16 protein-coding genes are annotated in these 20293 nt (G+C 54.2%); 10 read left to right on the plus strand and 6 right to left on the minus strand.

What is annotated here, in order from left to right:
• Positions 1 to 24: 24 nt before the first annotated feature.
• From glmS to AC222A_RS11445, 7 genes are all read left to right on the plus strand, one after another.
• Positions 25 to 1854: a glutamine--fructose-6-phosphate transaminase (isomerizing) gene (glmS, locus tag AC222A_RS11415; protein ID WP_486775012.1), complete on the plus strand. Its 1830-nt coding sequence runs from the start codon at positions 25 to 27 to the stop codon at positions 1852 to 1854.
• Positions 1855 to 2213: 359 nt separating this feature from the next.
• Positions 2214 to 3140: a hypothetical protein gene (locus AC222A_RS11420; RefSeq protein ID WP_372809824.1), complete on the plus strand. Its 927-nt coding sequence runs from the start codon at positions 2214 to 2216 to the stop codon at positions 3138 to 3140.
• A gap of 87 nt (positions 3141 to 3227) precedes the next feature.
• Positions 3228 to 4745: a sensor histidine kinase gene (locus AC222A_RS11425; RefSeq protein WP_372763970.1), complete on the plus strand. Its 1518-nt coding sequence runs from the start codon at positions 3228 to 3230 to the stop codon at positions 4743 to 4745.
• Positions 4724 to 5248, plus strand: coding sequence for a hypothetical protein (locus AC222A_RS11430; protein WP_372759410.1), 525 nt, complete (start codon positions 4724 to 4726; stop codon positions 5246 to 5248). The genes AC222A_RS11425 and AC222A_RS11430 overlap by 22 nt, the downstream gene beginning before the upstream one ends.
• 60 nt (positions 5249 to 5308) lie before the next feature.
• The gene (locus tag AC222A_RS11435) at positions 5309 to 6661 is read left to right on the plus strand and encodes a sigma 54-interacting transcriptional regulator (protein ID WP_372747930.1); all 1353 of its coding nucleotides are present in this window, start codon (positions 5309 to 5311) and stop codon (positions 6659 to 6661) included.
• A 63-nt stretch (positions 6662 to 6724) separates the two neighbouring features.
• Positions 6725 to 7801 carry a hypothetical protein gene (locus tag AC222A_RS11440; RefSeq protein ID WP_486775013.1) on the plus strand — a complete coding sequence of 359 codons (1077 nt, stop codon included), beginning with the start codon at positions 6725 to 6727 and terminating at the stop codon, positions 7799 to 7801.
• A gap of 317 nt (positions 7802 to 8118) precedes the next feature.
• Positions 8119 to 10653 carry an NAD-dependent epimerase/dehydratase family protein gene (locus tag AC222A_RS11445; protein WP_372747932.1) on the plus strand — a complete coding sequence of 845 codons (2535 nt, stop codon included), beginning with the start codon at positions 8119 to 8121 and terminating at the stop codon, positions 10651 to 10653.
• A gap of 4 nt (positions 10654 to 10657) precedes the next feature.
• Here AC222A_RS11445 and AC222A_RS11450 read toward each other — a convergent pair whose 3' ends face one another.
• Complete coding sequence (locus AC222A_RS11450; protein ID WP_372747933.1) at positions 10658 to 11029, minus strand: PPOX class F420-dependent oxidoreductase; 372 nt, start codon at positions 11027 to 11029, stop codon at positions 10658 to 10660.
• Positions 11030 to 11530: 501 nt separating this feature from the next.
• On the opposite strand from AC222A_RS11450, the gene AC222A_RS11455 reads away from it, so the two are divergent.
• The gene (locus tag AC222A_RS11455) at positions 11531 to 12469 is read left to right on the plus strand and encodes an SDR family NAD(P)-dependent oxidoreductase (RefSeq protein WP_486775014.1); all 939 of its coding nucleotides are present in this window, start codon (positions 11531 to 11533) and stop codon (positions 12467 to 12469) included.
• Here the strand turns inward: AC222A_RS11455 and AC222A_RS11460 are convergent.
• Genes AC222A_RS11460 through AC222A_RS11470 form a run of 3 tightly spaced genes read right to left on the minus strand, consistent with a single transcriptional unit; the run spans position 12456 to position 15005 of the window.
• Positions 12456 to 13622 (minus strand): FAD-dependent oxidoreductase, encoded by a 1167-nt coding sequence (locus tag AC222A_RS11460; protein WP_486775015.1) that lies wholly within the window; start codon positions 13620 to 13622, stop codon positions 12456 to 12458. The genes AC222A_RS11455 and AC222A_RS11460 overlap by 14 nt on opposite strands.
• A gap of 1 nt (position 13623) precedes the next feature.
• Positions 13624 to 14352: a glycerophosphodiester phosphodiesterase family protein gene (locus tag AC222A_RS11465; protein ID WP_372749112.1), complete on the minus strand. Its 729-nt coding sequence runs from the start codon at positions 14350 to 14352 to the stop codon at positions 13624 to 13626.
• Positions 14349 to 15005, minus strand: a complete 657-nt coding sequence (locus tag AC222A_RS11470; protein ID WP_372749111.1) for a TetR/AcrR family transcriptional regulator — start codon at positions 15003 to 15005, stop codon at positions 14349 to 14351. The genes AC222A_RS11465 and AC222A_RS11470 overlap by 4 nt, the downstream gene beginning before the upstream one ends.
• Positions 15006 to 15081: 76 nt before the next feature.
• On the opposite strand from AC222A_RS11470, the gene AC222A_RS11475 reads away from it, so the two are divergent.
• A complete protein-coding gene (locus AC222A_RS11475; RefSeq protein WP_486775016.1) occupies positions 15082 to 16395 on the plus strand; it encodes a sulfotransferase family protein in 1314 nt (437 codons plus the stop codon).
• 23 nt (positions 16396 to 16418) lie between these two features.
• On the opposite strand, the gene AC222A_RS11480 is transcribed toward AC222A_RS11475, so the two are convergent.
• Positions 16419 to 18314, minus strand: coding sequence for a VacB/RNase II family 3'-5' exoribonuclease (locus AC222A_RS11480; RefSeq protein ID WP_372764352.1), 1896 nt, complete (start codon positions 18312 to 18314; stop codon positions 16419 to 16421).
• A 110-nt stretch (positions 18315 to 18424) separates the two neighbouring features.
• A complete protein-coding gene (locus tag AC222A_RS11485; RefSeq protein WP_372797021.1) occupies positions 18425 to 19195 on the minus strand; it encodes an SDR family NAD(P)-dependent oxidoreductase in 771 nt (256 codons plus the stop codon).
• A gap of 304 nt (positions 19196 to 19499) precedes the next feature.
• On the opposite strand from AC222A_RS11485, the gene AC222A_RS11490 reads away from it, so the two are divergent.
• On the plus strand, positions 19500 to 20293 hold a 794-nt coding region (locus tag AC222A_RS11490; protein WP_372760577.1), incomplete at its 3' end, for a PIN domain-containing protein.

The raw sequence follows: 20293 nt of genomic DNA on the forward strand, positions 1-20293 counted from the left end.
TTGGTTGATAGCAGGAGAATGAGTATGTGTGGATTGGTAGCAGCAGCGAGTCAGCGCGATGTAGTGCCTTCGCTGATTGAAGGGCTAAAGCGTCTGGAATATCGCGGGTATGACTCGGCCGGTGTAGCTGTCGTCAATGAAAACGGTTTGAAAATGGCACGTGCACTGGGAAACGTTTCCCATCTCTCAGAGCGTTTAGCGACTCAACGCGTTGCTGGGCATACCGGTATTGGCCACACGAGGTGGGCTACACACGGTGAGCCTTCGGTTGTTAATGCACATCCTCATATTTCGAACGACGAGATAGCGCTTGTCCACAACGGTATTGTTGAAAATTTTGAGACACTGCGCGAAGAGTTGGTTGCCGAGGGCTATGAGTTTCGCTCGGAGACTGATACCGAGGTTGTTGCGCATTTGGTCCACGCCTGTAGTAAATGCTGCGACACCCTTCTCGATGCTGTGTATCAGGCTGCGCAGCGACTCGATGGTACCTACGCGATTGCCGTTGTCAGTAAATTTCATCCCGACAAAATTATCGCCACTCGGCGGGGCAGCCCCCTACTGATTGGGGTCGCTGACAAGGAAAACTACCTTGCGTCAGATATAGCTGCAATTCTGCCGTTGACGCCTTATTACATCACGCTGGAAGAAGGTGATGTTGCTGAGGTTGGTGCGGATTCAGTAAACATAGTTGATGCAAACGGTGACGTTGTTGTTCGAGAAATGCGTCAATCGCGACAGAGTGCTCTGGAGCTCAACAAGGGTTTGTATGAGCACTATATGCAGAAGGAAATTTTTGAACAGAATGTCGTTCTCGAGCGCACGCTCGTGCCTGCACTTAAAGATGGCATGGTTAATGAAGATGTGTTGGGAGAGAACGCGCGGGATATTCTCAGCGATATCGAACACGTACATATTGTGGCCTGCGGTACCAGCTATCACGCCGGCATGGTTGCAAGCTATACGCTGGAATCATTGTGCGGGGTGTCCTGTAAAGTAGAGCTGGCGAGCGAGTATCGCTACCGCCGTGCTGTGGTAAACCCCAATACCCTGTTTGTGACGCTATCTCAGTCTGGCGAAACGGCAGATACGTTGGCAGCATTGCGATTTGCCAAGCGATCTCCCTACCGTGGCACCCTGGCCATTTGCAATGTCCCCGAAAGTTCTCTGGTACGTGAATCGGATATGGTGTTTATGACCCAAGCCGGTCCCGAAATTGGCGTAGCGTCAACCAAAGCCTTTACTACGCAGCTGATGAATCTGTCGCTCCTTGCCATTTTACTGGCGCGATATCGAGGCCTCAGCAGACGCCGTGAACAGGGATTGGTGGATGTGCTCCGACGTGCTCCGGAGCAAGTTCAGCGTGCGTATTCGCTGGATAATGAAATTCGCGAAGTGGCGGAACATTTGGCCGAAAGTCAGTACACGCTATTTCTGGGGCGGGGGCAGATGTACCCGATAGCCAAGGAAGGGGCGCTCAAGCTTAAAGAAATTTCCTATATCTATTCAGAGGCATACGCAGCCGGCGAACTAAAGCATGGTCCGTTGGCCTTGGTTGACGAGCAGGTTCCGGTTGTGGCGTTGGCGCCGTTCAACCCACTGCTGGCAAAGGTTAAATCCAACCTGGCAGAAGTGCGAGCACGCGGCGGGAAGCTGCTGGTTTTCGCTGACAAGGATTCCGGGTTCCGCAATTCGTCACGGGAGACTGTACTCACGTTACCAAAATCTGGCGGCCTTATATCACCGATTGTTTATACCGTGCCACTACAACTGCTGGCTTACTATACCGCCTTGTATCGCGGTACCAATGTTGATCAGCCACGCAATCTAGCGAAGTCCGTGACCGTCGAGTAAGGCGGTCAGTAATCATCTTTTACTGGAGATTCATTATGCACTTGCATCGTGAAGAAACCCGGTCGTGGTTGCGGACATCATGGCTCCGCGTAGTAGTGTTGGGTCTATGCTTGCAACCAGAGATACTAGCAGCGAAAAGCGAAGGTACTACGAGTACGGTGCCGAGGGCGAACGCTGCCTGGGTTTACGACATCAGCAATAAACCCGGTGAGGCTCGACGCTATGACCCTGGCTATTTTGCGACTGCGCTGAACAATTTTAATCGCTCAGCGCAGACGGGGCATAAGATACAGCTGGTTTACACCTATTCAGGCAGCCTCGAAATGTACTGCCCCGGTAAGAACCCCAAGCATTGCAGGTTGGATGATCTGATCTCGGTCTATCCGCTGAGCAGTGACAGGAAACTCATCGGTGGGAGCGCTGCCAATACAGTGCAGGCCTATGCGCGCGAGGTGGATCCCGCCGCGGCTGGTGGTCGTGTTTTGGTGGTGCCGGTAATCGATGGCGTCGTCAGTGCCGACTACGAAGGCAGCATGAAGGGATTCAATGAGCTGCCGCCTGAGATGGCAAAGGCTTTCGCCGATAAAGTGGCGCGCAAAGTGTGTGCTGACCCTCATGTTGCCGGGGTGCAGTTTGATATAGAGCCTTTTAACGTCAGCCGTAAAAATGGCCAGTATCATTTTTATAAAAGAATTGCGCAAAACTTTGCCGGAACCGTTCCGGCGACCATGCAGCACTCCCCTGTTGAGTGCAAAGACAGGAATTACCCGCAAGGTCGATTTTTCTCAGTTTTTACCTCCTCTAACCAGCTCAACCCGGCAGGTCCAGCTTTAGAAAATATTCGTGAAATAGTTACTAAATTCAACAATGGTTATGTGATTGCGCCGCTTTACGATCTGGGTTCTGGAGGGCCTGGCGAGGCCTTGGCTGTGACGGAATACCAAAGACGGGCAACGCGTCACGCAAAACAAATGGCAAAATGGGCCGCCGGGTCCGACATCCCTTTTCAGTTGGGCGTGCCTGCAGCGGCCACTGTTCACGAGCACGCTTATTGCCGGGGCGGAGCCTGTCGGAAAGCGCCGGGGTCGGCTAATGATATGCCGACGCAAGATAGCTACCTAGAGGCTGCGCTGACGGCTATCGACAAAAGTGGTGCGCGTGAGGTGGAGCAGTTTCGAGGTGTTTCGGTGTGGGCATGGACCCGCGGGGTGACTGTACATGGACTACAGTTTGAGCCGCAAATTCCACCGTGGAACGTGCTGGAACTGCTGAGTACCAAATTGTAGAAGGTCATCGCTTTATATTTGGCACGGACAATTTTGCGGACGAAAATCGACAGAAGAATATGAGCACGGTGGCGGGGGAGTGGACTGATGGTTAGCGCAATACCGGAACAGGGCCCGGCTAGGCCGCGGGGCATCGCTAGGCTCTACCCGCGAAAGGTCATGCATTGGGTGGCGATTGGGATCTGCCTGGTGGTCCTGCCGCTACTTATAGCCGTAGCTAGCGCAACGTTGTTTATGCGAGAGCTGGCCTTGGACAGTCAGACGACGGTGCTTGAGGGAACAGAATCGATCCGTCTCAGCCGAACACTCAACGATCTGCTGTTGGGAATGGAGAGAAATGCTCGCGTTTACCAGGTTATCGGCGATACAAAATTGCTAACCAACTATAAAGATCTGCAGGCGCAGTTTGACAGCGTTGCCGCAGAGCTTTTGGAAGGCGAGGAAAACCTGGAGTCGGCACGTCAGATATCTCAACTGCGCGCTACCGCTGTTGAATTGTTCAACGTTTTTACAAATGAGCCGCCGAACAGTTCATTGGCGGTCAATTCATTGCAGCGTTTCAATACCATGCGAGATCTAACTCGCAGTCTGGTCGACCGAAATAGTCAGGCCATCGAAGACAGGGTGAAAGGGATTCACGCCTATGCGAGGCGAGGGCAGTCCATATTGTTGTGGGAAGCGTTAATGGTCGTACCGGTGGCTGCCGGCTTGGGGCTGGTGATCATGTACCGGGTAAGTAAGCCAATGCGCGACTTGGATCGCAGTATTCGGCGGCTTGGCGCGGGCGATATCGACGAGCCAATTAAGGTGGGTGGCCCGCAGGATATTCAGGCGCTTGGTTATCGTCTGGAATGGCTGCGGCAACGGCTCGGTGAGCTGGCCAACCAGAAACGTATATTCTTGCAGCATATTTCACATGAGTTGAAAACGCCGTTGGCCAGTATTCGCGAAGGCACCAATCTATTGCAGGGGCAGGTTGTGGGTGTGCTTAACGAGCAGCAATTGGAGGTTGTCGGCATTCTCGAAAGTAGTTCAGTGCAGCTCCAGCGGCGCATTGAAGACCTGCTGGCTTTTAGTATCAGCGATGAGCCACGATCTGAATTGATGCTGGACTCTATGGTGCTGAAGCCGCTCATACAAGAGGTTATCTATCGACATGAGTTGCCGATGCGCGCGAAGAATTTACAGCTAAAGATGGAAGTGCGGAATACCCGTATCGCTGCAGATTCTGAGAAGCTGGACGCTATAATTGACAATTTGGTTTCAAATGCTGTGAAGTTTTCACCGGATAATGGCGTGATTCGAATCAGTGAATCGGTGCAAAATGGTCGTCTTCAGCTGGATGTCATAGATGCTGGGCCGGGCATCCATCCTAGTGAGGCTGAGAAAATATTCCAACCCTTCTACCAGAGCAGTACACCCTACTCTGGTCATCTTAAGGGCACCGGCCTGGGATTGGCTATTGCCCGGTTGTATGCACGCATGCACCGAGGGGATTTGAATGTTATCGAATGTAAAGCGGGCGCACACATGCAGTTGACTTTGCCCCTCGCGATCGAACGAGAAAACGGAGTTCAACCAACATGTACCAGGGAAAGTGCCTGATTGCAGCAATCGCGATTACGATACTTACGGGGTGCGCTTCCCAGTCGGGCCATTCGCCGCGAGAATTCGGCCCACGCGATAGCGTCAGCCTCGATTCGGTGACAGATCTACTCCACTATAACAATAAGCTCAATGACTATGCGTATGGTGAGTACGTGAATGCGTTGCAATTGGCGCGTTCGGCTTACGAAGAGAAGCGCGATGGGGAAACCCAGCTGCGTTTGGCGATCGCGCTGATGCGACACGATTCCAATGATGCGCTGCGTCAGTACATTGAGGCTGAACGTTTGTTGAATGCATACATCAAAGACAGCAAGCACAAGCTTTTTGACGCGGATTATCGGGCGCTGGCGCAGCTTTTGTTGAATATGAACCTGTCCTGGCAACATCTACACGGTCAATTGAGAGCCGCAAGAGTAGCGACGGCGGATGCTCGCCAAAAGCTTGAGGAACTGAAGAGCATCGAAATGCGTCTTAATCATCCAGTACAGCGCTTTCAGTGATTGCGTAGTACTGCCGAAAGTAAACTGGAAACGATCAAGAGAGATTTTGGCAGATAGACTATGGCAAAACGTGTATTAGTAATTGACGACGACCAGGACTTACTCAAGCTGATCTCCTTACGCCTTCAGTCTGAAGCGTTTGAAGTCAGTACGGCCGACGGAGGCAGGAAGGGTTTGGCTATGCTGGATACCTTCCAGCCGGAGGTAGTGGTTACCGATCTGAGAATGGACGACATTGACGGCATGGCGGTATTTGAATACGTGAAGGAAAACCGTCCGTCGCTACCGGTTATTATGCTTACTGCGCATGGCTCTATCCCTCATGCACTGGAGGCGACACGCCGGGGGGCATTTGCTTACCTTACCAAGCCCTTTGATAGTGCCGAACTGGTCAGGGAAGTGAAGAGTGCCTTAACGCTTCATGGAAACGACGACGATGAAAGTCAGGATGCCTTCTGCTCCGGTATCGTGACACGCAGCGCCATCATGAAAGAAGTGCTAAGCCAGGCCAAGATGGTTGCAAAAAGTGATACCAGTGTATTGATACAGAGTGAGAGCGGTACCGGTAAGGAGTTGCTCGCGCGCTCCATTCACAACGCGAGTGACCGTGCGGATAAGCCGTTTCTGGCAATCAATTGCAGTGCTGTTCCAGAATCCTTGCTCGAATCGGAGCTATTTGGGCATAGTAAAGGCGCATTTACCGGTGCCAGTAAAAGCCATGAGGGGCTTTTTCAGGCCGCTTACGGTGGTACGCTTTTTCTCGACGAAGTCGGCGATATGCCGTTGGGCTTTCAGGCCAAATTACTGAGGGTATTGCAGGAGCGCGAAGTACGTCCGGTCGGCTCAACGACGTCGATACCTATAGATGTTCGCATTATTTCGGCAACGCACTTCGATCTTGATAACGAAGTACAGGAGCAGCGGTTCCGAAAGGATCTCTACTATCGACTCAATGTCGTGCAGTTGAGTTTGCCGCCGTTGCGCGATCGTCGCGACGATATCCCGTTGCTCGCGAATCATTTTCTGGAGCAGCTTGCCGAAACCAAAGGCATGGCGCGCAAGCGCTTTTCCGCTGAAGCGCTGGAATATCTTGTGGCAGCTTCCTGGCCAGGTAATGTTCGGCAGCTGCAGAATATTGTAGAGCAAACGACCGTGCTTTCCAGCACGCAGGTCATCCCCGCAACGCTGGTGCAGAATGCGCTGAAATTGGATTCGGGGGAAATTCCCTCATTTGCGGAAGCCCGTGATAACTTTGAGCGAGAATACCTGGCAGAGTTGCTGAATATTACGCAAGGTAACGTGTCGAAAGCCTCGCATCTGGCAAAGCGCAATCGCACCGAGTTTTACAGACTGCTCCATCGGCATCACCTGGACCCAAGTCAATACCGGGGCCGACGTCAGGCTCACCAATAGTCATACAGCGGCCGACCCTTTGGCGAGAAATGTTATCCTGTCGCGATTTCGTCGGCGGGTAGAATGAAAAACGCGATTGTATTTGCTATTTCGGCACACGGTTTTGGTCATCTGGGTCAATCCGTGCCAGTCATCGAAGCGCTGCGACAGCGCTATCCAGATGTGCCGGTAGTCGTTTTATCTAGTTACACACGAGAACGCGTAGCGGAGTTTGTGCCGCCGGATGTTCATATCCATTCGGCGCCCGAACACGTTACGGTTGCCATGCGTGACGCGCTGACCGTTGACAGCGAGACGACCCGTGAGCGCTTTCTCTGTTGGCATCGTGACTATGCTCAGCATCAACAGATATTTGTAGATTGTCTTCGAAAAATTCAGCCTCGGATGGTTCTCAGTAACGTTGATTTTACGTGGATCAGTGCAGCGCAAACCTTGAGCCTACCCACGCTGGCATTTTGTTCATTGAACTGGGCAGATATCCTCGACGGTTTTTACCCCGGCAGTGATATGGAAATGCGCCAAGTAACAACGGATATCCGGAAGATTTACAACAGCGCCGGTCGTTTTTTGCGAGTCTCTCCTGGTATGGGCATGCCGGGCCTGTCTAATCTGTCGACGGTTGATGTGCTGGCGCGAAGCGGGCGGCGATACGATCTACGAACTCGGTTGCGTGTTGGCACTAACATTCGACGGGTTGCTCTATTCTCACTGGGTGGTATTGCTCAACGTCATGATCTCAGCGGTTGGGATATTCCTACCGACACCCACCTTATCGTTCCGGATAATTTACTGGTTGACCACCCTCGGATAAGCCCCATGTCGGCACTGGGTCTCAGTCACATAGACATACTTGCGTCGGTAGATGTGCTGGTAACCAAGCCGGGCTATGGTAGTTTCTGCGAAGCGTGGAGGAATCAGACGGCGGTGATTTATATGCGCCGAAATCTTTGGCCGGAAGAAACTGCGCTGATTGATTGGATTCAGCGACATGTTCCAGCAATTGAAATGTCGTGTGAAGAATTCACATCCGGGGCGTTGGCGACCGTGCTTGCGCGCCTCGCGGCGCGTCCGGCGACCTTTGACCACCTTCAAACGGGTGAAAATGCCATTGTGAACCATATAGGACAGTGGTTAGGTTAGCCCCAATTTTATCTTGCTGAGCACTCAAGCGCGCGGTCAGCCGTCGCAGCGTTAGGCGCGTTGTCGGGTGTCGCCGTGCTGATACAAGCATTCATTTTTTAATATCAATAACTTGGAGAAAGCGCGCCAAGTCGTTGTCGCACTACGGCAACGGTTTTCCGTGATTATTTCGCGCAGGGCGCTGCCAATACCTGTAGAAAGCCTTTAAAACAGCACTTTTGTGACTCTGGCATGCGAGTTGCTGATTACCCATTACGAAACCGCACAGTCAGGCACGGCCGCCGACTGTCGACAACAATGGAAATCAGGAGGCGATTATGCCGCTCCCCCAAAACTCGCCGATTATTGTTCTTGGTGCTGACGGTTATCTCGGTTGGCCTCTTAGTTTGCGGTTGGCGCGACAGAATCCGGACCGTCAAATAATGATGGTAGATAATTTTTTACGTAGACGCTTGGTTCGCGAGGTCGGCGGCAATAGCATACTGCCAATTCAGGAAGTGCAGCAGCGGCTGCAAGCTTCCCGAAACCTATACAATTTGTCGAACATGGAATTTCTGCATCTTGATGTAAATTCCTCAGAGCTAAACCGCTTGATCGAAGAGCGGCAACCAGCAGCAATCTATCATCTCGGTCAGCAGTGTTCCGCGCCCTTTTCGATGCGGGACTGCGATAGTGCATTGTTGACATTGCGCAACAATGAAGAAGGAAATATGCGCTTGTTGTGGGCCGTGCGAGACTACGCGCCAGAATGCCACATCATTAAGCTCGGTACTTTTGGTGAGTATGCCAAGGCGGGTATCGACATTGCTGAGGGGTACTTTACCCCTGAATACAAAGGAAAAACGGCTACACAGCCGCTGCCTTATCCACGTCAGTCGGATGATATCTATCACGCATCCAAGATCAACGATACCAATTATATTGCCATTGCCTGTAAAAAGTGGGGGCTGCGGGTAACGGATATCATGCAGTCCACCGTGTTCGGTACGTGGACTGACGATATCGGTGACCATGCGGAGCTATACACGCGGGTTGACTACGATGAGTATTTTGGCACAGTCGCAAATCGCTTTATTGCGCAGGCGTTGATGGGGGTGCCGCTGTCTGTATACGGCACAGGACACCAGCGTACTGGATTGATGGCGTTGAACGACTCCGTGACATCGCTGGCATCGTTGTGGGATGCGCGGCCAGAGGGAGGATGTCATCGGGTTATCAATCATGTGACCGAAAAATCCTTTTCGGTTAACGAGCTGGCCGAAGCCATAGCCGAAAGCGCATCGGCCGAAGGATTTCCGATTGATATCCAGCGCGGTAGTTACGATCCACGGCTTGAGCAAGATCAATCGAAACTGGAATACGAGATTGAAAGCGCCTATGTGGATGAGCATCTGTGCCAATCTGATATGCGAGAAGTAGTGCACAAAAGTTTTCAAATGCTTAAACCCTGGCGCGAGCGGATCAACCCGGAGCTGTTCGCTCCCGAAATTGGTTGGCGTGGCAAGGCGCGGGTCCGAGCGCCCGAGACGCCCGTCGTAGTGCCATTGAAAACGCAGGGCAATCGGCATGTTTCTGGGCGCTCCGTACAATCGGAAGCGGGTTGGGAGCAGTTCCGGCAGGCACATTTTCCCTACGACAACCTCAACCTGAATCCGGGTACTCTGGGCTCACCGTCCGAGCCCTGTCTGGAGGCCCAGCGTTCCTTTCAATCGCGGGAACTCCTTGCTCAGCCCCTGCAGCAATACGCCAAAGGCAGGGACATCTATTTGGAGGCTCGCAAGCAAGCCGAAGTATTATGGCCGGCGCCAGATCACGAATTGCAGTTGGCTGGTAGCGCGTCCCAATGTTCGAATCTGTTGGCTCTGGCCTTTGCCCGGCTGGTCGGAAAACTGAATCGGCCGCTACGCGTGCTGACAACGATTAATGAGCATGTGGGAGGTATTGGCGCCTTTGAGCGTTTGCCGGAATTCAGAGTGTGCTATCTCTCTGAAAAGGAAGTACGGGATATGGACGCTTATAAAGCCCTCGTTTCCGGGTTCCGCCCGGATATCGGATTTTTCTCACACATTGCGTACGACTCCGGTCAAAGCTTGCCGGTGTCGCAGTGGATGGATCTAATGCGAGAGCTGCGTCCTAGTGCCTGCAATATTCTCGACGTTTCGCAGTCGTTGGGGCTGACGCAGCCGGTTTTTGACAATGCCGATGTCGTGTTTGGCAGCTGCCACAAATGGTTGTTTGGGCCGCGTGGCACAGGCTTATTGTGGACCAATGCCCGGTTTCGGCAATTGGTGGGCGGCCTGAACTGGTCGGGCGAGCCGCTAGCGAAAGGTGCCTCTGATCTCGGTTTTTGTCCGTCTGGTGGCCTGGACTTTTCGCTATACGCGGGGTTGCTGTCTTGTTTCCGCTTGCACGGGGATGTCGGTGAGCAGGCTGTGCGGCAACGTAGCGCTGATCTTGCCCTGTACTTCCGTGTGCGCTTAACCAATTTACTGAAAGGCCATGGCATACGCTTTCGGTTGCTTGAGCCAGTGGACGGTCAGTTGGGTGCGAATGGCATGTTTACGCTATCGTTTCTCAACTACGACCCTTACCCTTTATATAGCGCACTGAATGCGCGCAAGGTGCATTGCAAGTGCATTAAAGACCGCGGGCGGGACGGCCGTGAGCGTAGTTTGCTTCGCTTTGGTGTGCCGTACTACGAAACCGAGGCTAGACTCCAGTGGGGATTGGCTACAATAGAGGATTGTTTGCGGGCCGAGCTGGCTGCGGCGGCAGATTCGGGCTTGAGATACCTGGCCAAGAGTGGCGCCCGACCGGCACCACGCAGAGAGCTCGCGGCGCGGTTTAACTGAGGAGTCAGTTAAGCTCTGCTTTAATAAAGGCGCGACTTTTGATGCGGCCGCCGAGGCGGGCGCCGAGATCCAGCAGGCGCATTTGCCAACCATACTTTTTAACGAGTTGCTGATGAGCTTCTCGAACCGAGGCATCGTCGTCCAACAGAGTTGCCGTAGCGGGAACAAATTCCCCCAGTGCTTTGCCACTGACGGTGCAGGGCGCCAATCTGGCATCAGAGAAATTACGCAGCCGCTTTACCTTTCCCGCATTACCGGCGGAAAACATATATACGGTCTTGCCCTGCTGGGCGAACCAAACGGGCGTGTCGACCATGCTGCCATCTTTTTTACGTGTGCCTAATAAAACGTACTGGTGTTTGTCGAGCTCGCTCATGATGCTGTTCCAGGGTGGAAAAACAGCGCCAGAGCGTATCACGGCCAACTAAAAAAATCCCCCGCTGGGCGGGGGAAATAGGTTGTGACCTGGGTCTCTACGGGGGAATCAAACAAGCAGGGCAATGCAGTAGATGAAGCCGGTCACCAAAATAGACATTACGCTGAATTTGGCTGTGCTTTCGGCGATATCAGCGGCGGTCACTTGGGTGTTGGTGTTCATGGTGGTGCTCCTTTACAGGGGTGGTCAAATGTTTTCTCAATGCTGCTCAGTCTACGCTCCTCTGCATTTATTTCGCTTACAGCCGGCGCTCTGTCAGGCGCGGTCTGAGGGTGTTTGTAACGGAAAATTCATACGAATAAGAAAGGTAAGTTGCAGATAAAACAAGGGCTTAGGTTGTTTGTGTCACTGCCGTTAACTACGGTTAATCCGTTGGTAATGATGTCGGCTGAGTTAAATCGCTGTAATACAAGGCAATTCCAATAACTACGGCAGGTACCCATGGCAAAGTTCAACGCGACCTCCACAACAGCCGAGGTGTTACAGGGGAAAAATCTGAAGGGGCAGACGGTGGTTGTGACCGGAGCTACTTCGGGTATCGGATTTGAGGCTGCGCGCAGTCTTGCAGCGGCCGGCGCAGACGTGATTATCACAGGCCGGAGTAAAGCCAAGTACACAACGGCTCTGGAGGCGCTGCAGACGGCGGTGCCGGGCGCACGATTCGACGCAATTGAACTGGAACTGAGTGATCTGTCGCAGGTACGCACAGCGGCGGCGCACCTGCAGACAAAAGCGCCGCGTATCGATCGGTTGATAAATAATGCGGGCATTATGGCCTGCCCTCTGTCGCGTACTGCCGAAGGATGCGAGTTGCAGTTTGGCACCAACCACATAGGACACTTTCTCTGGACCTGTCTTTTGGTGCCCGCGCTGCGTCAGTCCACAGCACCGCGCGTGGTCAATCTCAGTTCTGCCGGGCACAAATATGCGCCAGTAAATTTCGATGATCCGCATTTTGAAGCGCACGCCTACGATAAGTGGCAGGCCTATGGTCAGGCAAAAACAGCGAATATGCTCTTTTCCGTTGGGCTGACGGCCCGCGGAATTTTGGCCAATGCGGTGCATCCGGGCGCGATCATGACGAACCTTGGACGTCACATGACGCAAGAAGATATGGCCCAGTTTGGCTCTCAGGCACATGAGAGCGGCTTTGAATTTAAAACGGTTGAACAGGGTGCGGCTACTAGTGTGTGGGCGGCTACAGCGCCTGAACTGGAAGGGCGCGGCGGGCTCTATCTGGAGGATTGCGGTATTGGTGAGCCGGCCAGCGAGGCATCCCCGACCACCGGATATTTTTCATACGGTCTCGACGGGGATGCAGCAGAACGCCTGTGGGCTTTGAGTGAGGAAATTGTTGGCGAGCAATTTACGCTGGCTTGATGCGCAGTGTACGGGTATCGCTAACCGGCTCACGCTGCCCCAGCGTGGATTCGAGCTTTTTCAGCGCGACTTCCCCGGTATGGCGGTACCCCGTGAGTTTGCCTCCATAGATTGCCAGCGTGTGTGGACGTTCTTCGTTATCCATCACAAAACGGGTTTCTCGGCTGCGTCTGTTCATGGACTTTTCAGATTCAGGGAGCACCCTTAGGCCAGCGAAACTGTCGACAACCTGGTTGTCGGATTCTGGAAAGTAGTGTGCGAAGCTGCGCTGCAGATAGTCGATTTCTGCCTCGCTTGGCGTCACATTGTCGACGCTGCCCGTGTGCTCTGCTTCCGTCGTGCCGACCATGATGTTGTCGCGCCAAGGGGTTGCGAAAATCGGGCGGCCATCAATCGGAGACTGCAGGTAATAGATGCCCTTCGTCAGGTTGCCGGGAATGATGATATGACTGCCGCGTACCAGTGCGATATCAAGCGCTGTCAGGCTCGGATCGAGTCGGGTTTGCACCTCGTTGACCCATGGCCCGGCCGCGTTAACCACCACTTTCGCCTTGCAGTAGACGGGTTTCCCCTTAATGGTGAGTAATAGCTTGTAGCCGTCGGCCTCCCGCTGTCCCTTGATGAGTTCGGCAGGGCAATAGGCTTTTGCGCCGAGGTCCATCGCTGATTTGACTACCGCACGGGTCAACATGCGATCGTCGGTCTGGGCATCCCAGTACTGAAAAACGGATCGTAGATCCTGTATTTTCAGGTCGTCGAGATAGCGCCAGGCGCGCCGGTCAAGACGGTGAAATTCCGATGTGCGGGAAAATCTGGCCAGTATGCGATACAGCAGCAGGCCGAGCTGTATTTGCCAGCCGGACCGGCGGCTGTTTTTATAGATTGGAATGTAAAATGGGATGGGGTTGACCAGCGTTGGTGCATTTCGTAGCAGCAGCTCGCGTTCTTCGAGATTTTCCCGTACCAGATTGAAGTTGCCTGTTTCGAGGTAGCGCAACCCGCCGTGAATGAGTTTACTGGACGAGCTCGAAGTGGCGCCGCCCCAGGACGATCGCTCAAACAGGGTGACTTGATACCCGGCGGCCGCAGCGGCCTGAGCTACGCCCGCGCCTTGTATTCCTCCGCCTATGACAGCTACTTCAGTTTCCAGCATATTATTTTTCTAACAGCTCGCCTATGGCGAAAGTTTCGATTTTGGCTGCGCCTCGCCCCAGCCATGACCGAGCCAGGTCAGCGTTGTCTATTTCGTATAACACACAGGGATAAGGTGCGTCGTGAAGCGACGTGCCGGGAGGGACGAGACGGTAATCCAGAAAAACGCACTGCGCACTTGCCGGCATCATCCCTGTGTCGTTCAGGTCATTCCAGTTTTCTAGTACCGGCCCAACCCGCCAGCCCAATTCAGCGGCCTGATGGAGTATACCGTAATCAAAACTGATCAGTATCACTTGCGGCAGAATCTTTTGTAGCGAGCGCTCAAGCTCGTCTAACACGGTGGTGTTGGCGAAATGCTGCAGAATATCCTGTTTGATTTCCACATATAGGGTGACTTGCGGGTGTGCCGCGACCACTTCGGCGAGGCTTTCCAGGCTGGAAATCACGGTGTCAGTTTCATTGCTGCCCAGACGATGAGCGGCGGAGATCTTGATGGTAATGAGCTCGTTGAGGGTGAGTGCATACACTTCCCGTGAGTCACCGCACTTGCGAAACAGTGTGGGGTCGTGAAACACCACGGCGCGGCCGTCACCACTGAATTGCACGTCGATTTCAACATGTCGGGCGCCTGCGGCAATGGCTTTTTCCACGGCGAGTATGGTGTTTTCGGGGTAGCGGCGTTGCCAGCCGCGATGGGCGACCAGCCGGTCAGCAGACAGCGCAATCATTGTGACAATCGTGCCTCCAGCGCCAGAACAACCTGCTCTACGGTGTAAGCGAACAGCTCAGTGTCGGGGGTGAGGTAAGGCAGTATGTCGGCAAAGGCGCTCTGCTGTGAACTGTCTAGTTGGCTGAGCAGATCGGAAACTTCCTGCTGAGTATTGGTGCTGCGCTTGCGGGCAAATCCCATCACCAGCGCGCCAATCAATTGATGCCCGACCCATTGTGAGGCGGTCGCCAGTTGTTGCCCGGTAAAGCCAGCGTCTTTGAGTGTCAGGATCAATGGGGCGTGAACTCGCAGCCAGCTCGGTGGAATATGGTCGCTCTGTGGCAGCAGCGATACAACTTGGGGGTAGGCTGAGAGATGCTCGTAACAACGCTGCAGCCACACGCGTACTCTGTCCTGCCACGGGTTTTGCGGATTGAGTTGTAAATCGATGCGCCCCATGACGCGCTCGGCAATACCGTCCATCAGATCGTCGCGATGCTGCACATGCGTATAGAGACTCATGGGTGCCGTGTTAAGGGCCTTCGCCACGCCGGTCATGGTGATTTTCTGGCCGGGAGAGCGCTCGATCAGTTTCAGTGCACAGCTCAGAATCTGGTCGCGAGACAATTTAGCAGGGCGGCCTCGGCTGCGTGCGGGAGTGGCTTTTGGCATGGATGGTTTGATTTTTCCTGATTGACGTATATGTTACGGTAAATAATTCAAATTCTTCGATGGGCGTTAATCTACCATGACTTCGACTGTTAGCGGGGCATTGCCACCGGCGGCTGCCTATCACCGTGTCCCAATTCGCCTGTTGAATCGTTGTCTGTACTTTGCCAACGCCGTCGGAATTGGACGAGTGCATTTTAGCGCAGACACCTTGATGGCGAAGGCGAGTGTTGAGACGGGGCTGGCCGACTTTGGTGATAAGCGGTTTCTAGAGCCATTTCATCTCATCTGCGACGGGCTAAACAACGAAGCCCGGCTTAACCCGGTGGGTGCGCGGCTTACCCAGATGTCGCTGATGCGCTTGCTGCGCCATCGGTTGTGGGCCGAAGACCTGATATCGCGACATCCGGAAATACTGGCGCGGGAGATCCGTGCGCCGCTGGTCATAGTTGGTCTGGCCCGCTCTGGAACAACTCGCCTGCACCGTCTACTGGCGGTCGATCCGGGGTTTTTGCATCTCAAGGCCTGGGAATCGGTTAACCCTGTCCCGGGCCCGGCGTCTTTTCGCGCCCGCGCGTCAGGGCAAAAGGATCCGCGCATAACGGCGACAGAGCAGGGGCTAAAGGCGGTGCTGTATATGAGCCCTCAGATTGCGTCAGTACACCCGCTGGGTGCCTTTGAGGTCGAAGAGGAGGTGGGGCTGTTACAACACGCATTCTCCAGTCAGTTGTTCGAAGTGATTACCCACTTACCCAGTTTTGCTCGCTACCTCATGCAGACTGACCAGACTTATGCCTACGAGTACATGGTGCGCCTGATGAAAATAATCAGTTGGTGGCGCGGCGATGACGACCGTCCCTGGGTTCTGAAAACGCCCCAGCATATGCAGGACCTGGATGCTTTGCTATCCGTTTTTCCCGATGCGCGCCTGGTGTGCTCCCATCGAGATCCGATAAAGGTGGTGGGGTCAGCGTGTTCGATGGCTTGGAACTCTTTGGTGCGCGATACGGATACTGTTGATCCACACGGAGTTGGTCAGGAGTGGTTGAACAAAACCGATGCCATGGTGCGGAAAACCCAGAAGGTCAGGGCCTCTGTGCCAGCTGAACAGCAGATCGACGTGCTTTATCAGGACATCAATGCCGATTGGCGCGCTGTTATTGAGCAAATTTACGAATATTTCGGGCTGCCGTTGAGTGATCAAGCCCTGACCGGTATGCAAGACTGGCTGGACCGAAATGCCCGGCACAAGCACGGCGCACATAACTACCGACTGGCCGATTTTGGTCTGGACGAGGGGCAAGTGGATCAGCGATTGCTGTATTACCGGAAAAGATTCAATATTCCCTACGAGCGCAAGAACCCCCACTTGGCGAGTGGGGCTTCCGTCTAGGTGCGCGGGGTTTTAAAGCAGCGTTAGTCTGCCAGCTTGAAAAACATTCGATGACGTCCGGTGTCGATGGACTCAATTTTTACGGTGAGTTCCTGGTCTAGCTGGAAGTTCTTCTCGTCATTGTAGAGTCGCAAGGTAATCGGGTCGAAGCTGAGTTTGCCCTCAATACCGCGCACATCCACAAAGCCCTCTACGCCGATATCGTCAAGGCGCACGGTAAAGCCGCCACCTGCCACCTGTACGATATGTGCGGCAAAGGCTTCGTCTTTGTGTGCATCCATGTACTGACACTTAAGCATCTGTTCGGTTTGATAGCTGGCCTGTCGATTGCGCTGCAGCAGGGCCTGTTGCTCTTCCACCCATTCGCTGGCCAAGGCCGGAAGGCTTTGCTCACAGAGCTTAGCGTGGAGGCAGCGCTGCACCATGTAATCCATACTTTTGCGCAGGGGAGAGGTGCAGTTTGTATAACAGGAAAAGCCGAGCCCATGGTGTGGCTTAGCCTGCAGGCTCCACTCGGCGCGCTCCAGCATGCGGCTGATAATGCTTCGCAGTGGGCGTTCAGCGGTGTTGCCGATCAATTTGTGTTGCAGTTCGATATAGGCCTTTAGCTCGGTAAAGGGCAGCTCGCTCAGCTCACTGGCATATTCAGTGAGCAGGCTTTTTACATTGGCCACTCTGTCTTCGCGTACGCCGCGGTGGGCCATGAACAGCGCCTGGTCGTCGCGCAGGTATTCGGCAGCGCAGCGGTTGGTGATAAGCATGCACTCTTCCACTAGGCGGTGAGCGTCATTGCGTTCCACCTTGCGGATATGGTCGATCTTGCCGCTTTCGTTAAGAATCAGCCTGAAATCCGGACGGTCGTCCATTACCAGGTGTTTCTCGCGGCGGCGGCTAAGCAGGGTGTCCAATACCTGCTTCAGTGGGTTTAGTGCGGGGTGTTCAAGTTGCTGGTCACCGCGCAAATGAGCGGCGACTTCTGAATAGTTCAGCTTGGCCGTGGAGCGCACGGTTGCCTGTACAAACTCGAAACGGCTGATTTCACCCTGCGAGTCTGTTTCGATGTCACAGACAATCGCCGGTCGAATGGCATCGGGCAGCAGAGAACAGCGTTCCTGGGTTATGACCTCGGGCAGCATTGGCAGTACCCGCCCTGGCATATACACCGAGCTGTTGCGGTGCATTGCGGCCTTTTCCAGCGGGCTGTCCGGTGCTATCAGTGCACAGGGGTCCGCGATGGCGACCATCAGGCGCCAGCCACTATTGGTGCACTCGGCAAATAATGCATCGTCCAGATCGCGAGATTCCGGCGAATCGATGGTGACAAACGGGATGTGAGTCAGGTCCTGGCGTTGTGCGGCGTACTGGTCTTCCACCAGCCCTTCCATCTCGTCATCGCGCCACTCGCTGGCCAGATTGAATTTCTTGATGGTCAGGGCTGCTTCAATGCCGGGCTGATCGGCAGCGCCGATATTGTCGATGATTTCCACCAGCGACTTGCCGTCACGAATGGGATGACGCTTCACCCGACATTCAATGATGTCGCCGGGTTGGGCTTTTTTGCGTTCCGAGGGTGGAATAAACAGCAAGCGATTGAAGAACAGGATATCGGGTTCGACAAAATGGGCTTTGCCGCGGGTCACGTAGCGTCCCACAAAGGTGTCCAGTGGGCTGTCCAGCAGCTTTTCGATCTCGCCGGCCAGCTTGCCGTCTTTTTGGGTCTGAATGGCAATTCGAACCCGGTCGCCCGGAAACACTTTCTGCATTTCCGGGGGTGGGAGAAAGATGTCGCGTTTGTCTTCAAGGCGAACAAAGCCGAAGCGCCCCTGGCTGCCGCGCACCAGGCCTTCTACCCGCTCGACGGAGTCGTGAATTTCTCTTTTGAGTTGCTTGAGTTGTTGCAGGGAGTCCTGATTGAGCATGTGTGCGGCGGTACCAAAAGCTGTTGCGGGAAGGGCGTAAGCCTAGCGGATATCGCCGGGGAAGTCAGGTGGTATTTGGGCTGGGGCCCAAACCCACCTGCAGGCGGCGCCTAGAATCCCTCAACCTGGTGAATCTGTTTCCACAGAAGACCGGGGGCGAAGCGACGGATCAGCGCGCCGATGCGTGAATCGCGGTTGGGGAACACCCAGAATTTGCCTTTCTCCAAGTGAATGTCGATGGCGTTGAGCACGTCTTGCGGATCGAGCATGGTGCCCTGGTCCAGCATTTTGGGCCAGGCGGTGGCCTTGCCCTGCTCCAGCAGTGGTGTGTTGGTCGTGGGGGGGCATACACAGGCGAACCGCACGCCGCTATTCAGGTGCTCGTGGTACAGAACTTCCGTAAAGAATGCCACGGCGGCCTTGGTGGCAGAATAGCCTCCGGTGAGCATGGTGGGCAGAATGCCCGCCATGGAGGCGAAGCTTATAAAGTCGCCCTGACCACGGGCAATCATGCCGGGTAATACGGCTTTGGTGATATTCACTAGGCCACCGTAATTGATGTCCATCATCTTTTTCATGACAGCCGCATCCTGCTCCAGCAGTTTGCCAAAGGGCATGATGGCCGCGCAGTTGTAGAGACGGTCGATTGGCCCCAAGGTACTTTCCACCTCAGCGACCGCTTTGCTGACGGCCTCGCCATCGGTAATGTCTACCACCCAGTGATGAATGCCCGCATGCCCGGTGGCAGTTTCCGCCAGCCCGTCGGCGCTAATGTCGAAGATCGCCACGTCTTTGCCTTCGGCAGCCAGATTGCGTGCTGCCAATCGGCCCATGCCGCTGCCACCGCCTGTGATGAGTGCTACTTTGCCGTGAAATGCCACGGTACCCTCCTAGTGTGAGTAAGTGTGAGTGTGTTGTTTTTGTTGTTATGGCACTGGTTTTTTTTAATGAGACCGGATTAAAGTGTAATTGGCAGCCCCCGCACCGACAAGAACATTTGACAGGGTGCCCTCGGGGTTCTAATAATCAAGACATGGTTGTCATGGAATAATCATTTGCTAGCGGTATATTTGCCATACACCACATTCCGGGCTTTTGCGCCCACCCCGCCTATCAGTTTGCCCCTGTACCTCCCTCGTATGCGCTTGTTTCAAGCGCCGTTGTTTCCCACTGTGAGAGCGCCCTATGGAAAAACTGTTTGTACTGGATACCAACGTTCTGCTTCACGACCCCATGGCCCTGAACGCGTTTCAGGAACACCGTGTGGTCATTCCCATGACAGTGCTCGAAGAGCTCGATGCGATCAAAGATAGGCGTGACAAGGACGTCAGCCGCGAAGCGCGCATTGCCATTCAGGCCATCGACAAAATCATGTTTAATGCCTCGCCGGCCGAAATTCAGGCGGGGGTGGAGATTCCGACTGCGCGGGAGGATGGCCGCTGCGGCACGCTGTCGATTTTTGCGGATCAACTGATCAGCCACGATAGCGATGCTCCTTACCTCGATGGCTCGGTGCACCAGACCAACGACAATCGCATTATCAACGTAGCGATGCACCTCCAGGCCACTCGGCCTGAGGCCTATGTGTGTCTGGTGACCAAAGACATCAATATGAGGCTGAAGGCAAAAGGCTCGGGCTTGGCCAATGTGGAAGACTATCGCCGCGACCGTGTGCTCGACGATATCGAATACATGGCCAAAGGCTATGAGCAGATCAGTGGCGATTTTTGGGCGGGGGTTGAGGAAGTGGAAACTGTTCGCGACGGCGCCCAGACCCTGCATACTATCGACCGCGCGCGGCACCCGTCGGCTCACCTGAATCAATTTCTGCTCGATGAGCACGACTTTGTCGGCTACGTGCGCAATGTCAGCGAGAACAGGTTGCAGGTGCTGGATTTAAGCCGTGAGCAGTTGATGCATCAGCGCCTGTGGGGGCTCAAGCCGCGCAATATGGAGCAGGCCATGGCCTTCTTCCTGGT

The organism is Litorivivens sp., assembly GCF_057445395.1.

Excerpts from the sequence above, each read along its gene's own strand:
- glmS (WP_486775012.1), top strand. The coding sequence starts at position 25 with ATGTGTGGATTGGTAGCAGCAGCGAGTCAGCGCGATGTAGTGCCTTCG.
- AC222A_RS11425 (WP_372763970.1), top strand. The coding sequence starts at position 3,228 with ATGGTTAGCGCAATACCGGAACAGGGCCCGGCTAGGCCGCGGGGCATC.
- AC222A_RS11430 (WP_372759410.1), top strand. The coding sequence starts at position 4,724 with ATGTACCAGGGAAAGTGCCTGATTGCAGCAATCGCGATTACGATACTT.
- AC222A_RS11435 (WP_372747930.1), top strand. The coding sequence starts at position 5,309 with ATGGCAAAACGTGTATTAGTAATTGACGACGACCAGGACTTACTCAAG.
- AC222A_RS11440 (WP_486775013.1), top strand. The coding sequence starts at position 6,725 with ATGAAAAACGCGATTGTATTTGCTATTTCGGCACACGGTTTTGGTCAT.
- AC222A_RS11445 (WP_372747932.1), top strand. The coding sequence starts at position 8,119 with ATGCCGCTCCCCCAAAACTCGCCGATTATTGTTCTTGGTGCTGACGGT.
- AC222A_RS11450 (WP_372747933.1), bottom strand. The coding sequence starts at position 11,029 with ATGAGCGAGCTCGACAAACACCAGTACGTTTTATTAGGCACACGTAAA.
- AC222A_RS11455 (WP_486775014.1), top strand. The coding sequence starts at position 11,531 with ATGGCAAAGTTCAACGCGACCTCCACAACAGCCGAGGTGTTACAGGGG.
- AC222A_RS11460 (WP_486775015.1), bottom strand. The coding sequence starts at position 13,622 with ATGCTGGAAACTGAAGTAGCTGTCATAGGCGGAGGAATACAAGGCGCG.
- AC222A_RS11465 (WP_372749112.1), bottom strand. The coding sequence starts at position 14,352 with ATGATTGCGCTGTCTGCTGACCGGCTGGTCGCCCATCGCGGCTGGCAA.
- AC222A_RS11470 (WP_372749111.1), bottom strand. The coding sequence starts at position 15,005 with ATGCCAAAAGCCACTCCCGCACGCAGCCGAGGCCGCCCTGCTAAATTG.
- AC222A_RS11475 (WP_486775016.1), top strand. The coding sequence starts at position 15,082 with ATGACTTCGACTGTTAGCGGGGCATTGCCACCGGCGGCTGCCTATCAC.
- AC222A_RS11480 (WP_372764352.1), bottom strand. The coding sequence starts at position 18,314 with ATGCTCAATCAGGACTCCCTGCAACAACTCAAGCAACTCAAAAGAGAA.